Source organism: Cognatazoarcus halotolerans (genome assembly GCF_009800965.1).
GTDB classification, from domain to species: Bacteria; Pseudomonadota; Gammaproteobacteria; order Burkholderiales; family Rhodocyclaceae; genus Cognatazoarcus; species Cognatazoarcus halotolerans.
The window spans coordinates 109,117-124,209 of record NZ_WUAF01000004.1 but is presented as its reverse complement, the minus strand read 5'-3'; the positions used below and the strand labels follow the sequence as shown (position 1 = coordinate 124,209).

The window sequence follows — 15,093 nt, the reverse complement described above, 5'->3', positions numbered from 1 at the left end:
GCTTGAATAGCCCCGGCGCGGATTCCTCCCTTGAACCGGAAAGTGCCATGACCGCAGCCTCACCGACCGCCGCCGGGATTGTCTCGACCCGGCCCGAGCCGTCGCTCAAGAAGCGACTGCGCCGTGCCGAACTTCGCAAGAAGCTGCTCTACGGTACCCTGATCCTGCCGCTCGCATTGTTCGTGCTGCTGGTCTTCGTGTGGCCGATCGCTTCGCTGATGACCAAGAGCGTCGAGAACCCGGAGGTGCACGACAATCTTCCGCAGACCCTGCGTGCGCTCAAGGCTTGGGACGGTCGCGAGGTACCGCCCGAGGCGGCATTCAAGGCGCTGGCCGGAGAGCTCGAGGCTGCCAGGGGCAGCCCGGCGATCGCGGCGGTCGCCAAGCGCCTGAACCGCGAGGAGACCGGTTACCGCTCGCTGATCATGAAGACCGCGCGCAAGCTGCCGCTCGCCGAGGGCGAACCGGCGCGCAGCGCGCTGATCGAGATCGACGAGCGCTGGGGCACCGTCGAGCCGTGGCAGGCGATCAAGCGCTCGGGCTCTGCCACCACCGCCTTCTACCTGCTCGCCGCGATCGACCGCAGCGTCGACGCCAAGGGCGACATCGTCACCGCGCCGCCCGAAGAGGCGGTCTATGTGGACGTGCTGGCGCGCACCTTCTGGATGAGCCTGATCGTCACCGGCCTGTGCATGGCGCTGGGTTTTCCGGTGGCGTACCTGATGGCGAACCTGCCGGTCAAGCACGGCAATACGCTGATGATCTTCGTGCTGCTGCCTTTCTGGACCTCGGTGCTGGTGCGGGTCGCGGCATGGATCGTTTTGCTGCAGAACGAGGGCCTCATCAACAAGCTGCTGATGTGGCTCGGCCTCACCAACAGCCCGGTGCCGCTGCTGTTCAACCGTACCGGCGTCTATATCGCTATGGTGCACATCCTGCTGCCCTTCATGGTGCTGCCGCTGTATTCGGTGATGAAAGGCATCTCCCCGGTGTACATGCGTGCCGCGGTATCGCTCGGCTGCCCGCCCTTCAAGAGCTTCTGGAAGGTGTATTTCCCGCAGACCCTGCCGGGCATCGGCGCCGGCGGCCTGCTGGTGTTCATCATGTGCATGGGCTACTACATCACCCCCGCACTGCTTGGCGGGCCGCAGGAGCAGATGCTGAGCTACTTCATCGCCTTCTATACCAACCAGACCATCAACTGGGGCATGGCGGCCGCACTGTCGGCGGTGCTGCTGGCGGCCACGCTGGTGCTCTACATGATCTATTCCCGCTACCTCGGCCCGTCGGCCAAGGCAGTGAAGGCGCGCTGAGGAGACCGACATGCTGCAACCCTATGCTTCTCCCGTCGAGCGCGTCTGGTACTACGCCATGCGCGGCCTGGTCGGACTGGTGCTGCTGTTCCTGTTCCTGCCGATCCTGGTGGTGGTGCCGCTGTCATTCAATTCGGACACCTTCCTGATGTATCCGATGGGCGGCTTCTCGACGCGCTGGTACGCCGAGATCATGAATTCGGCCGTCTGGCAGAAGGCGATGCTCAACAGCCTCATCGTCTCGCCGCTGTCGACCCTGCTGGCGATGATCCTCGGCACCCTCGCCGCGATCGGCCTGGTACGGACCGATTTCCCGGGCAAGGCGCTACTCACCGCGGTGCTGATCTCGCCGATGGTGGTGCCCGTCGTGATCGCCGGCGTGGCGATGTACATCGTCTTCGCGCCGCTCGGCCTCACCGGCAGCTATACCGGCCTGATCATCGCCCACGCGGTGCTCGGCGTGCCCTTCGTGGTGACCACCGTCACCGCCACGCTGCAGGGCTTCGACTTCAACCTGGTGCGTGCCGCTGCGAGCCTCGGTGCCAACCCGGTGAGCGCCTTCTTCAAGGTCACCCTGCCGCTGGTGCTGCCCGGCATCATCTCCGGCGGCCTGTTCGCCTTCGCGACGTCCTTCGACGAGGTGGTGGTGACCCTGTTCCTGGCGAGCCCGGAACAGGCCACGCTGCCGCGCCAGATGTTTGCCGGCATCCGCGAGAACATCAGCCCGGCGATCGCCGCGGTGGCGACCATCCTCATCGTGCTGTCGACCCTGATGTTGATTACCCTTGAGGCACTGCGACGTCGCAACGAACGCATCCGCGGCATCCGCAGCTGACCTCCCCAACTTTCACGGACAATAATCATGAGCCTCAATCTAAAAGACGCCGCACTCTTCCGCACCCGCTGCTACATCGATGGTGAATGGGTCGATGCCGATGCCGGCGCGACCATCGAAGTCACCAATCCGGCCACCGGTGAAAGCCTCGGCACGGTGCCGAAGATGGGCCGCGCCGAAACCCGCCGTGCCATCGAGGCCGCCAACGCGGCATGGCCGGCGTGGCGCGCGCTGACCGCCGGGGCGCGTTCGAAGATCCTGCGCCGCTGGTTCGAGCTCATGCTCGAGCATCAGGAAGACCTCGCCGTGCTGATGACCTCCGAGCAGGGCAAGTCGCTCACCGAATCGCGTGGCGAGATCGGCTACGCCGCATCCTTCATCGAGTGGTTCGCCGAAGAGGGCAAGCGCATTTACGGCGATGTGATCCCCGGCCACCAGCCGGACAAGCGCATCGTCGTCACCAAGGAGCCGATCGGCGTGTGCGCGGCGATCACGCCGTGGAACTTCCCCTCCGCCATGATCACCCGCAAGGCCGGCCCCGCGCTTGCTGCCGGCTGCACCATGGTGCTCAAGCCCGCCAGCCAGACGCCGTACTCGGCGCTGGCGCTGGCGGTGCTGGCCGAGCGTGCCGGCGTGCCGAAGGGTGTCTTCAGTGTGGTCACCGGTTCGGCCGGCGAGATCGGCGGCGAGCTCACCGAAAACCCGATCGTGCGCAAGCTCACCTTCACCGGCTCGACCGAAGTCGGTGTCAAGCTGGCCGCGCAGTGCGCGCCGACGGTCAAGAAGCTGTCGCTGGAGCTCGGCGGCAACGCCCCCTTCATCGTCTTCGACGACGCCGACCTCGACGCGGCGGTGGAGGGCGCGCTCGCCTCCAAGTATCGCAACAGTGGCCAGACCTGCGTGTGCGCCAACCGCCTGCTGGTGCAAGAGGGCGTGTATGACGCCTTCGCCGACAAGCTCGCCGCCGCGGTGGCCAAGCTCAAGGTCGGCAACGGCCTCGAAGCCGGCACCAGCCAGGGGCCGCTGATCGACATGAATGCGGTCGAGAAGGTCGAGGAACACATTGCCGATGCGCTCGGCAAGGGTGCCCGGGTGATTGCCGGTGGCAAGCGTCACGCGCTCGGCCGCAGCTTCTTCGAGCCCACCATCCTCGCCGACGTGACTACCGACATGATGGTGGCGCGCGAGGAAACCTTCGGGCCGGTGGCGCCGCTGTTCCGCTTCAAGGACGAGGCCGAGGCGATCCGCATGGCGAACGACACCGAGTTCGGCCTCGCCGCCTACTTCTACGCTGCCGGCATGAACCGGGTGTGGCGGGTCTCGGCCGCGCTCGAGTACGGCATCGTCGGCATCAACACCGGAATCATCTCGACCGAGGTCGCGCCCTTCGGCGGCATGAAGTCGTCGGGCCTGGGGCGCGAGGGCTCCAAGTACGGCATCGAGGACTTTCTGGAAATCAAATACTTGTGCATGGGCGGCGTGCAATAAGCACGACCGCTCTTTAAACCCAGGAGAACAGCATGAATGCAAACACCCTGCCGCCGGGCATGACCAACGCGGATTACATGGCGCGCCGTGGCGCCGCCCTGCCGCGTGGCGTTGGCCAGGCCCATCCGCTTTTTGCCAGCAAGGCGCTCAATGCCGAGCTGTGGGATGTGGAAGGCAGACGCTACATCGACTTCGTGGCCGGCATTGCCGTGGTCAACACCGGCCACTGCCATCCCAAGGTCGTCGCCGCCGCGCAGGCGCAGATCCCGCACTTCAGCCACACCTGTTTCCAGGTGGTGGCCTATGACGGTTACCTGCGCCTCGCCGAGCGCCTCAACAAACTGGCGCCCGGCGATGCCCCGAAGAAGACCTTCTTCGTCAGCACCGGTGCCGAGGCAGTGGAGAACGCGGTCAAGATTGCCCGCGGCTACACCGGCCGCCCCGGGGTCATCGCCTTCACCGGCGCCTTCCACGGCCGTACCCTGCTGACCCTCGGGCTTACCGGCAAGGTCGACCCCTACAAGCTTGGCGTCGGTCCTTTCCCGGCCGAGATCTACCACGCGCCGTACCCCTGCGCGCTGCACGGGGTGAGCGTGGATGATGCAATGCGCGGCATCGAGACCCTCTTCAAGAACGATATCGAGGCCAAGCGCGTGGCCGCCTTCATCGTCGAACCGGTGCAGGGCGAGGGCGGCTACTACCCGGCGCCGGCCGAGTTCCTGCAGCGCCTGCGCGCGCTGGCCGACAAGCACGGCATCGTGCTCATCGCCGACGAGATTCAGACCGGCGTCGGCCGTACCGGCAAGATGTTCGCGATGGAGCACAGCGGCGTGGTACCCGACATCATCACCATGGCCAAGGGTCTCGGCGGCGGTTTTCCGATCGCCGCGGTGGTGGGACGCGCCGACATCATGGACAGCCTCAGCCCGGGCGGCCTCGGCAGCACCTACGCCGGCGCGCCGATGGCCTGTGCCGCGGCGCTGGCAGTGCTCGACGTGGTCGAATCCGAGAATCTGTGCGAGCGCTCCACCGAGATCGGCGCGCACATGCAGGCCCGCCTGCGCGAGCTGGGCGGACGCCAGAAGTGCATCGGCGACGTGCGTGGCCTCGGTGCCATGGTCGCGGTGGAGTTCTTCCACGATGGCGACCACGCAAGACCGGCCGCCGATCTCGTCAAGGCGATCGTCGCCGAAGCGCTCAAGCGCGGGCTGCTGCTGCTCTCGTGCGGCATCTACGGCAACGTGCTGCGCCTGATGGTGCCGCTCACCATCGAGCAGAACGTGCTCGACGAAGGCCTCGACATCCTCGCCGCCTCGATCGAGGCCGCGGCAGGCTAAGCCGCCGGCACGGCCCGGTCCGGTTTCCTTCGGGTCCGGCCGGGCACCTGGGCTCAGGCCGGTGCAGCGATGCACCGGCCTTTTTGTCGACCATCCTCGCGGAAGACCGCGTTGGAAGCGTCGATGCACCCTGTCGTGGCGGCGTGGCTGCCCCGACCCTAATTCCCGGCTAAGTATCGTCCCCTAGGCTCTTCCCCATCGCACCGCAGGGTGCTCGGCGGGACGGGGGGCCGGAATGGATGTCTTTGACGGAAGCAGATTCGAGTCCGTGGCGGGGCTCGAATCCTCCGGCGCCGGATGTCGTGGCTTTGCCGGCGTGTTCCGGCTCGCTCACGGAGACCGCGGTCGCATGCCGCTACCGGGGGTTCTCGATGCGGGCCCGGCTTTACGTCCGTTGCCGGCTCTGGCCCTGTGGAGCGGCCCGTCCGCACTTCGCCTGCGCTCCACCGACCGACGACGTCAGCTCGTCGTCACCGGCGGTGGCCGGCAAGGTGCGGCGCTGGTCAGGGCATCGCAGGTGCTTTCGGCGACGCTCGATGCTCTCGCACTGGTCGAGCTCGGTGGCGGGCTCGGCTGCGCTTTTGCCCTGCACGACGACGTCGACGGCACGCTGGTACTCGGTCGCGATGCCGCTGGCGTGATGCCGCTCTACGTCGCGATCCGATCCGACCGGATTGCCTTCGCGACCGAACTCGGCTCGTTCGCCAGCCTGCTCGGCGAGCGGCCGGAAGCGAACCCCGCCGTCCTCGCGATGTTCCTGGATCATGGCTTCAGTGGGGACAAGCGGACCGCACTGTGCGGTATCGAACGCCTCATGCCCGGAGAGCTGATCGAGGTCGACAGGGAACTGCGTATCCGCCGCCGGAGCGTCACCGTCAGCCGGTACGGCAGCGCGCTCATCTCGGACTTCTACAGCGCCAGACGCCAGTTCGACGCGCTCTTCGAGCCAACCATCGCCGCCATGGTCGATCCACAGCGGCCGTGCGGCCTGTTGCTGTCGGGCGGGCTCGATTCGGCGCTCATCTGCAGCGCGCTGAGCAGGACTGCCGATGCGCCGGTCCAGACCCTGGCGGTGGGGTACGACTTCACTCAGGCGCGCGACGAGCTCGCCGCCGCGAGGCGAATCGCCGAGCTGTTCGCGACCCGTCACAGGGAGCTCAGGCTCGGCCGCGAGGCTTTATGGCGACATATCCCGTGGATGGTGTGGCGGACCGACGAGCTGATGGACGACCCGGCCGCGTTGCCCACATCGCTGGCCTCGGCGGCGTTTTCGAGCGACTGCACGATCTTTACCGGCGAGGGCGCCGACGACGTATTCGCCGGCGACGGCGCCTATCGGCGCAAGGCCTTCCAGCGATGTTTTGCCAACATCCTTGTACCCGGCACGGGAGGCTGGCGAACTCATGGCCTCTGGAAAACAGCCCAGGTGGCCGCAATCCTGGGGGAGCACCTGCTCGAGCCGGGAGCGTCGAAGCGCGCGGATCTGATCGCCGGGTGGACGGCCACCTCACGCGAGCACAGCTGGCTGAGGCGCGCCCAGACCATCGAGCTGGATACCGTCTTTCCGAACACCCTGGCCGTCAAGGTGGGGAGAAACCTCAACGATACCGAAGCGTCGGTGCGCATGCCCTTTGTGGATCCGGCGATCGTCCGCTTCGGCCTTTCGCTCGCTGACCGCCTCAAGGTCCGCGGCCGGATGGGCAAGTATTTCCTGCGCGAGTGGGCAAGCGCCCATCTGCCGCGCGATCACGTGATGCAACGCAAGCGCGGTTTTCACGCGCCGATCGGGCACCTGCTGCGCGACGAGTATCTCGACAGGCTGGAGCCGGCGTTGATGGCGAGCGCTGTCGTTGCGCAGTGGTTCAAGCCTGCCGGCGTGGCCCGGCTGTTTTCCGACCAGCGCACCAACGGCCGCAGCGCCGAAGCGCTGTGGCGGCTGCTGCACCTCGCGATCTGGTACAGCCTGTTCGTGCTGCGGCCGGGGGTGGCGCCGACACCCGATGAAGATCCGCTGGCGTGGATCCTGTGACAGCGGTAGTCGGGCCCGATGTCGACCGAGCCTCCGCCTCGCCGCCGACCGAGCTGACGGTGCTCGAGCGGATCGGGCAGCCGTTCGGACTGGTCGCGCTGATCCTGCTGTTCCTGGCGCTGCAGGCCTTGTACGGCGCACATCTGCCGCTGTTCGGTGACGAAGCCTACTACTGGGCATGGAGCCGGCAGCCCGCGCTGTCGTATTTCGATCACCCGCCGATGGTCGCCTGGCTGCTCCGGCTCGCCACCATGCTGGCCACCAGCGAGGCCGCGGTGCGCCTCGTCCCGCTGCTATGCACCGGGCTGAGCGCGTGGCTCGTCCAGGCGCTGGCTCGCGATGTGTACGGCAAGCGGGCCGCGGTCATTGCGCTGCTCTGCTTCCTCGTCATGCCGGCGACCCAGTTCAACGTGCTGGTGGTCACGCCGGACGCGCCCCTGATGCTGTTCTGGACGCTCGCCCTGTATGCCGGCCAGCGCGCCGTGTTTTCAGGCGGTCGAGGCTGGCATCTGCTGACCGGAGCCGCGGTCGGCTGCGCCTTGCTGTCGAAATACACCGCCATCCTGTTTCCCGGTGCGCTGCTGGCGTTCCTGCTGTTGCGTCGCCGCGACGTGCTCGCGCGCGGTGACAGCTGGCTCGCCATGCTGGTTGCGGTGCTGGTCTTTTCGCCCGTGCTGCTATGGAACTCTGAGCATCACTGGATCAGCTTTGCCTTTCAGTACGGACACGGCACGAGCCCCGATGCGGTGCTGCGCTGGGGGCCGTGGATCGGGTTTCTGGCCGGCACCGCGATGATCGTCTCGCCGGTGCTGTTCGTCGTGGCGGTGACGGCGGTCCTTGCCGACAAGACCCGGCGGGACGGCCCGACTGCCTATCTGTCAGCGTTCTTCCTTCTGCCGCTGGCCTTCTTCGTCTGGAAGGGCCTGTTTCACAAGATAGAGCTCAACTGGGCTGCGGTCGCGTTCCCCGCGGCCACCGTTCTGGCCGCCGGTTTCATCGCCCGGCGCGGCCTCGGCAAGACCCTGGCGGCAGCGCTCGCCTGTGCGCTGCTGTTGTCGCTGGCGATCCGCTTTCCGGTCGAGATGGGCCTGCCCGCAAAGTGGAATCCGCTGAACCGCCTCTATGCGAACCGCGCCGCGGTGCAGGCGCTGCTGGCGCTTCGCCGGCCAGCCGAGCCGCTGCTGGCAGATCACTACACGACCGCCTCGCTGCTGCGCTTCTACGCACCGGACCACCCGGTGGTCCGCATTCCCACACCGAGCCGCTACAGCCAGTACGACCTGTGGGCTACGAATCAGCCGCCATCGACGCCGAAGGGGCTCTACCTCGCCGGCTCGGAGCGGGGCCGCGAGCTTGCCCTGGCCTGCGGTCGTGTCGCCTTGCTGAGGGTGTTCGCTTTCGGCGCGCCGGGCTTCATCCCCCAGACCTTCTATTTCTATCGTTGCGGGGCCTAGTGCCGTGAAAGTCATTGTCATCATTCCGACCTATAACGAGTGCGAGAACATCGCCAGGCTGATCGAGGCGATACGGATCCAGTTTCACCACCTTGCTTCACGCATGCCCGCGGTGAGGCCCGGAATTCTCGTGGTGGATGATCACTCTCCCGACGGCACTGCCGAGCGGGTGCGCAGCCTGCAGCATGGATCCTCCGGCATTCATCTGATCGAGGGCGAAAAGGCCGGTTTGGGCGCCGCCTATATCCGCGGGATGACGCATGCGGTGGAGGTGCTCGACGCCGACGTCGTGTTCGAGATGGATGCCGATTTCTCGCACCGTCCCGAGGACATTCCGCGTCTGCTTGAGCGCATTGTCGGCGGCGCGGATCTTGTCATCGGCAGCCGTTATGTACCGGGCGGCAGCATCCCGGCCGGCTGGGGCTGGCGTCGACGGCTCAATTCCCGTGGCGGAAACCTGCTTGCCCGCTACGGGGCGGGTCTTGGCTCCGTGCGTGATTGCACCGCAGGTTTCCGTGCGATCCGCACCGGGTTATTGAAGCGCATCGATCTGAGCCGGTTGGGTGTGAAGGGATACGTGTTCCAGGTGGCGCTGCTCCACGCCGCGATCCGTCGGGGCGCACGGGTGGAAGAGGTGCCGGTCGATTTCGTCGAGCGGGCTCACGGCGCCTCCAAGCTGCGGCTTGCCGACATCGTCGAGTTTGTCCGTCACGTCTTCCGGTTGAGGCTCCACGACTCGCAGACCTTCATCAGGTTTGGCCTGGTCGGTGCCTTGGGGGTGATCGTGAATCTTGGCGCCTTCACGATCCTGCTCGGCATGGAGTGGAACCGCTACGTGGCCTCACCCCTGGCGGTGGAACTGGCGATTGCATCCAATTTCCTGCTCAACAATTTCTGGACATTCCGTCAGCGGGCAACCAGGGATCCGTTCCACCTGCGAGGCCTCAAATTCAACCTCGTATCGGTCGTGACCCTGAGCGTCAGCACGCTCGCGTTCGTGCTCGCCTCGCGGGCGTTTCGACCGCTTTCGCCGCAGCTCTGCCAACTCGCCGGCGTGGTGCCCGCGTGGTTCGCCAACTACACCTTGAACTCGCGCTGGACGTTCCGTGAAGAAGGCGCTCGCCCCGCCTCGAGATAACGCCTGGCGTGGCGCGGAGGCTCAGTTTCAGCTAAGTCAGCCTGCGTAGCCTTCGAGTCACGCACCTGTATGCGTGCATTCACAAGGAATAAGGAAATGAACAAGATATCGACACTTGCAGTTGTTGCGACGGCGCTTGCGGCACTTGGTGGCGCAGCGTATGCGGCTCAATCGGCCGGCAACGATGCCCTGTCCGTCGACAAGGCAAAAATCTCCATCACGCAGGCCATCAACGCTGCCGAGCAGCGGCACGGCGGCAAGGCAAGCAAGGCGGAATTCGAGAACACACGGTCCGGCCCGGCCTACGAAATCGAGGTGGTCAGCGGCTCCAGGGTTTTCGATGTCAAGGTGGATGCCGTCAAGGGCACCATTCTGGCCTCGGCTGAAGACACGCTCGACCGCGACGGTGGCGACGAGCACGACGAGGCGGATTGAGCATGATCGCGGCCAGCGTGGCTGCATGGTGCGGGCATGCTGGCCGCTTGCCGATACTCAATGGAAAAACTCAACCAGACACTTTTCCTGCTACTTAACGCGCCGCCAATGCCCGCGCCACTGCCGCTCGCAATCGCCATGTTCTTCGGCGAATACGCGATCTGGCTGATCCCTGCCACCTTCGTTGCGGCGTGGCTGCGCGGCGGTGAGGACCTGCGCAAGAGCCTGCTGCAGGCGAGTACCGCAAGCCTCGTCGGCTTGTCGATGAATCAGCTGATCGGGCTTTGCTGGCAGCACCCGCGACCCTTCGTGATCGGGCTGGGGCATGGCCTCCTGCCCCATGCTGCGGATTCTTCGTTCCCGAGCGATCACCTGACCGTGATCTGGGCGATCGCCTTCAGCCTGCTTGCGCAGCGCCGCTCGCGTGGTGCCGCAATCACGCTCGCGGCACTCGGATTGCCGGTCGCGTGGGCGCGAATCTACCTCGGTGTCCACTTCCCGCTCGACATGATCGGCGCCCTGGCGGTGGCAGGTCTTGCCGGCGGGCTCGGCCAGCGGCATACCGCGTTGCTCATCGAGCGGGCGTATCCAGCGCTTTCGGGCGCGTACCGACGCCTTTTCGCGCCGCTGATACGGCGGGGTTGGGTGCGCGCCTAGGGGCCTATGGCTCAGCTAAGAGTTGATCGCCAGAGTGAGCGCCTGCCAACCATTGAATGCCTTCGGAGAGAACATAATGAATACGCTGACCCAGCGCGATGCGCAAACCATGCTCAACAAGGTTCCGGAAGTCACGCTCTTCTTCTGGATCATCAAGATCATGGCCACCACGGTCGGCGAGACCGCCGCCGACTTCCTCAACGTGAACCTCGGCTTCGGACTTGGCGGAACATCGCTGGTGATGGGCGGCCTGCTTGTGGCTGCATTGTTCGCCCAGCTCAGGGCGTGTAGATACATCCCGTCCATCTACTGGGTTTCGGTGGTGCTGATCAGCGTGTTCGGCACCCTGGTGACCGATAACCTTGTCGATAACTTCGGCGTATCGCTGCAGACCACGACGGTGATCTTCAGCCTTGCCCTGCTGGCGACCTTCAGCGCGTGGTACCTGAGCGAGAAAACGCTTTCGATCCACAGCATCTTCACCACCCGTCGCGAACTGTTCTACTGGGCCGCCATCCTGTTCACCTTCGCGCTCGGTACCGCGGCGGGCGACCTCGCGGCGGAAGGGCTCCAGCTCGGCTACGCTACCTCGGCGGTGCTCTTCGGCGCGGCAATCGCTGTCGTGACGATTGCCCACTACGCCCTCGGCCTCAACCCGGTGCTCGCGTTCTGGATCGCCTACATCCTGACCCGACCCTTCGGTGCGTCGTGCGGCGATCTGCTCTCGCAACCGCTCGCCAACGGCGGGCTCGGGCTCGGGACGGTCGGTACCAGCGCCATCTTCCTGGTCACCATCCTCGGCCTGGTGGGCTATCTGAGCGCCACGCAGAACCGTCTCGCAGACGAGTCCTGAACGCCATCATCAAGAACATGCAAGGAAGGCAAAGCCATGAACACGTCCATTGAACGCGCACTGACCAAGGTTCCGGAACTGACACTGCTCTTCTGGATCATCAAGATCGCCGCAACCACGCTGGGGGAAACCGCAGGCGATGCGGTTTCCATGTCCATGAACCTGGGCTACCTGCTCGGCACCGCGATCTTCGCCGCGGTCTTCGTGGTCGCCGTCATCGCCCAGATACGGGCGCGCGGCTTTCACCCGTTGCTGTACTGGACCACCATCATCGCGACCACCACGGTCGGCACCACGCTGGCCGACTTCGCGGACCGCTCGCTGGGTATCGGCTACGCCGGCGGTTCGACGATGCTGTTCGCCATGCTGCTGGCTTCGCTGGCGATCTGGCATCGCAGCCTCGGCTCGGTTTCGGTCGGGACGATAAGCTCGCCGAAGGCGGAAATGTTCTACTGGCTCACCATCATGTTCTCGCAGACCCTCGGGACCGCGCTCGGCGACTGGACTGCAGCGACCGCGGGGCTGGGATACAGTGGCGGGGCAATCGTTTTTGCGGCGCTGCTGGCCGGGGTCGTGGTGGCCTACTATCGCACGGCTATCTCGAGGACCGCGTTGTTCTGGGCCGCTTTCATTCTCACGCGGCCGCTCGGTGCGGTGGTCGGCGATTTTCTCGACAAGCCGGTGACTGACGGCGGGCTCGCCCTGAGTCGTTACTCGGCCTCCGCGGTGCTGATCGGCTCGATCCTGTGCATGATCCTGCTGTTCAGGCAAAGGGCGGCTGCGCGGGCTCACTAAAACCTTATCGGCTAAAGGCGACATCGAACATGCTCTCAGGCGGAATCCTCAACTGGCTCAGCGGCGACCAGCATCTCATGGCGCTGATGGCGCACAACTGGCTGCTCGGTGTGCTGGCGGTCGCGACCATCGTCTTTCTCGAGACCGGACTCGTCGTTCTCCCGTTCCTGCCGGGCGACTCCCTGTTGTTTGCCACCGGGGCCTTTCTCGGACTCAACGGCATCTCGCCGCTTGCCCCGATCTGCATCGTCGCCCTGGCGGCGGTGCTCGGTGACGGCCTGAACTACTGCATCGGTGGCTCCGCCCTCGGCCGGCAAGTGCTGTCCCGCGGCTGGATCAAGCCTCGCCATGTCCGCGTCACGAAGGATTATTTCGAGCGCTACGGCGCGCCGACCATCACCATCGGCCGCTTCGTTCCGGTCGTGAGGACGATTGCGCCGTTCATGGCGGGACTGTCGGGCATGCTCGCGCGCCGCTTCGCGCTCTTCAATGTCCTCGGCGCGGCGATCTGGAGCCCGCTGTTCCTGCTCGCGGGGCATCAACTCGGCGGAATCCACTGGGTTGGCACGCACCTTGGCCTGCTTTCGGCCGGGGTGATCGGTCTGTCGCTACTCCCGGTTGCGTGGCACCTCGCCGCACGGTTCGGCTTTTCCCGGGGATAGGCTCATGAGGGTATTGCTGGTCGAGGACGACCGCATGATCGGCGAGACCGTGGAGGCCGCACTCAAGGACGCGGCCTACGCGGCCGACTGGGTGCGCGACGGGCAGACCGCAATCGAAGCGCTCGCGGTCCAGAAGTACGATCTCGTGCTGCTCGATCTCGGGCTGCCGAAGCAGGATGGCTTTCAGGTGCTGCGCTCGATTCGCGGTCGCAATGATGCCGTGCCGGTACTCATCGTCACCGCGCGCGACGCGCTTGACGACCGGGTGCAGGGCCTCGACGCCGGCGCGGACGACTATGTGCTGAAACCCTTCGAGATGGCGGAACTGCTCGCCCGCATGCGCGCGGTGGTGCGTCGCAAGGGCGGCACGGCTGGCCCGTTGTTGTCCAACGGGGTGTTGTCGCTCGACGTGGCCACCAAGGTGGTCACTGCCCGCGGCGAGTCCTTTGCGCTCTCGGCGCGCGAGTTTGCCTTGCTCGAGGCCTTGCTGATCCGCCCCGGTGCGATTCTCTCGCGCAGCGAACTCGAGGATCGAATGTATGGCTGGGGTGCCGAAGTGGAGAGCAATGTGGTCGAGTTCATGATCCACTCACTGCGCAAGAAGCTGGGCAGCGATGCGATCAAGAATGTACGAGGCGCGGGATGGCTGGTTCAAAAGAGCAGCTGAGGCAGTCGCTGCAGTTCAGGCTGTCGGTGTGGCTGGTGGCGCTGACGCTGGCGGTGGCCGTTCTGGCCGGGAGCTTCTCGTTCGTGGCGGCCTTCGACGATGCGAATGAACTGCAGGATGATCTGCTGCGGCAGATCGCGGCACTCGTCGACCACAACCACCTGCCAACCGGCGGTGTCGCTCAAGTGGACGCGGGCAGTGACAGCGACCCGGAGGATCGCGTCGTACTGCAACTGCTGCCGGCAGCCGGCGACGCCATCGCGGCTCGTCCTAAGGGTGAGCTGTTGCTGCCGGCAGGGCTGCCCGATGGCCTGCAGACCGTGGAGGTCGGCGGAGAATCATGGCGGATTTTCGTCCGGAGGCTGGCCGGCGAGCAACGCATCGCGGTGGGCCAGCAGACCGCCGTGCGTGACGAGATCGCAGGTGACAGCGCGTTCCGTACCGTGCTGCCCTTCGTCATCCTGACGCCGATCCTGCTGATCGTCCTGGCAGATCTGATCCGCCGCATGTTCAAGCCGCTCACACAGCTGGCGGTGGATCTCGACAGTCGGACCGAGCAGGATCTGGGTACCCTCAGTGCCACCGGCTTGCCAACGGAGATCCGCCCCTTCGTCGTGGCGATCAACCGGATGCTGGTCCGGGTCGCCCAGTCGGTCGGTCAGCAGCGTCGCTTCGTCGCCGATGCAGCACACGAGCTGCGTTCTCCGCTCACCGCACTGTCGCTGCAGGCTGAACGGTTGGGGGCTGCGGAGATGTCGGCCGAGGCGCGGCAAAGATTGAGCGCACTGCGCCACGGAATGGAGCGCACCAAAGTGCTGCTCGACCAACTCCTGACCCTGGCCAGGGCGCAGGAATATTCGCAGGCGCCTGCGTCGCCGATTTCGGTGCAGAAGGTCTTCCGGCAGATCATCGAGAACCTGCTGCCGCAGGGCGAGGCCAAGGCAATCGATCTGGGGATCGGCTGCGATGATGATGCACGGCTCGCCGTGGCCGAAGTCGATCTCATGACGCTGGTCGGCAACCTGGTGGAGAACGCGATCAAGTACACGCCGAGGGGCGGCCGGGTGGACCTTGCCGTGGCCGTGCGCGGGGACTGCATCACGCTGCAGGTCGAGGACAGTGGGCCGGGGATTGCGCCGGAACATCGCGAGGCCGTGTTCGAACCCTTTCACCGTCTGCTTGAAGGCGATGAGGCCGGTTCGGGGCTGGGACTTGCCATTGTCAAGGCGATCGCCGACCGATACCGTGCAGATGTGACGCTGGATTATGCCGATGCCGCGCAGTCACGTGGCCTGCGGGTGAGTGTCGAATTTTGTACCGGCAGGCGCGCGGTCGCGCAGTCGTAGCACACAGTCCCGAGTATTGGAATACCCTGCTTTTCTTATTGATTCCAATACCATTCATTCGTCAAGATCGCGCCTTGCGGATGT

14 protein-coding genes are annotated in these 15,093 nt (G+C 65.5%); all 14 read left to right on the top strand.

The features are described from left to right. The first annotated feature begins 47 nt into the window (after positions 1-47). Positions 48-1,313 carry an ABC transporter permease gene (locus GQB03_RS07040; RefSeq protein WP_159686575.1) on the top strand — a complete coding sequence of 422 codons (1,266 nt, stop codon included), beginning with the start codon at positions 48-50 and terminating at the stop codon, positions 1,311-1,313. A 10-nt stretch (positions 1,314-1,323) separates the two neighbouring features. Next, positions 1,324-2,148, top strand: a complete 825-nt coding sequence (locus tag GQB03_RS07035) for an ABC transporter permease (RefSeq protein ID WP_159686572.1) — start codon at positions 1,324-1,326, stop codon at positions 2,146-2,148. Between the two features lie 27 nt (positions 2,149-2,175). After that, positions 2,176-3,636 carry an NADP-dependent succinate-semialdehyde dehydrogenase gene (gene gabD, locus GQB03_RS07030; protein WP_159686571.1) on the top strand — a complete coding sequence of 487 codons (1,461 nt, stop codon included), beginning with the start codon at positions 2,176-2,178 and terminating at the stop codon, positions 3,634-3,636. Between the two features lie 32 nt (positions 3,637-3,668). Further along, positions 3,669-4,973: a 4-aminobutyrate--2-oxoglutarate transaminase gene (gene gabT, locus GQB03_RS07025; RefSeq protein WP_159686568.1), complete on the top strand. Its 1,305-nt coding sequence runs from the start codon at positions 3,669-3,671 to the stop codon at positions 4,971-4,973. A 235-nt stretch (positions 4,974-5,208) separates the two neighbouring features. Continuing rightward, positions 5,209-7,002: an asparagine synthetase B family protein gene (locus tag GQB03_RS07020; RefSeq protein ID WP_159686566.1), complete on the top strand. Its 1,794-nt coding sequence runs from the start codon at positions 5,209-5,211 to the stop codon at positions 7,000-7,002. Further along, a complete protein-coding gene (locus GQB03_RS07015; protein WP_159686565.1) occupies positions 6,990-8,456 on the top strand; it encodes an ArnT family glycosyltransferase in 1,467 nt (488 codons plus the stop codon). Before GQB03_RS07020 ends, GQB03_RS07015 begins: the two co-directional genes overlap by 13 nt. 4 nt (positions 8,457-8,460) lie before the next feature. Beyond that, positions 8,461-9,594, top strand: a complete 1,134-nt coding sequence (locus tag GQB03_RS07010) for a glycosyltransferase family 2 protein (protein WP_159686562.1) — start codon at positions 8,461-8,463, stop codon at positions 9,592-9,594. Positions 9,595-9,690: 96 nt separating this feature from the next. Continuing rightward, complete coding sequence (locus GQB03_RS07005; protein ID WP_159686560.1) at positions 9,691-10,029, top strand: PepSY domain-containing protein; 339 nt, start codon at positions 9,691-9,693, stop codon at positions 10,027-10,029. 60 nt (positions 10,030-10,089) lie between these two features. Then, the gene (locus tag GQB03_RS07000; RefSeq protein WP_159686558.1) at positions 10,090-10,686 is read left to right on the top strand and encodes an undecaprenyl-diphosphatase; all 597 of its coding nucleotides are present in this window, start codon (positions 10,090-10,092) and stop codon (positions 10,684-10,686) included. Positions 10,687-10,762: 76 nt separating this feature from the next. Next, a complete protein-coding gene (locus GQB03_RS06995) occupies positions 10,763-11,539 on the top strand; it encodes a COG4705 family protein (RefSeq protein WP_159686556.1) in 777 nt (258 codons plus the stop codon). A gap of 36 nt (positions 11,540-11,575) precedes the next feature. Continuing rightward, positions 11,576-12,334 (top strand): COG4705 family protein, encoded by a 759-nt coding sequence (locus GQB03_RS06990; RefSeq protein WP_159686553.1) that lies wholly within the window; start codon positions 11,576-11,578, stop codon positions 12,332-12,334. A gap of 29 nt (positions 12,335-12,363) precedes the next feature. Then, a complete protein-coding gene (locus tag GQB03_RS06985) occupies positions 12,364-12,996 on the top strand; it encodes a VTT domain-containing protein (RefSeq protein WP_159686551.1) in 633 nt (210 codons plus the stop codon). A gap of 4 nt (positions 12,997-13,000) precedes the next feature. Further along, positions 13,001-13,663 (top strand): response regulator transcription factor, encoded by a 663-nt coding sequence (locus tag GQB03_RS06980; RefSeq protein WP_159686548.1) that lies wholly within the window; start codon positions 13,001-13,003, stop codon positions 13,661-13,663. Continuing rightward, positions 13,639-15,009: an ATP-binding protein gene (locus tag GQB03_RS06975; RefSeq protein ID WP_159686546.1), complete on the top strand. Its 1,371-nt coding sequence runs from the start codon at positions 13,639-13,641 to the stop codon at positions 15,007-15,009. The genes GQB03_RS06980 and GQB03_RS06975 overlap by 25 nt, the downstream gene beginning before the upstream one ends. Positions 15,010-15,093 lie beyond the last annotated feature (84 nt).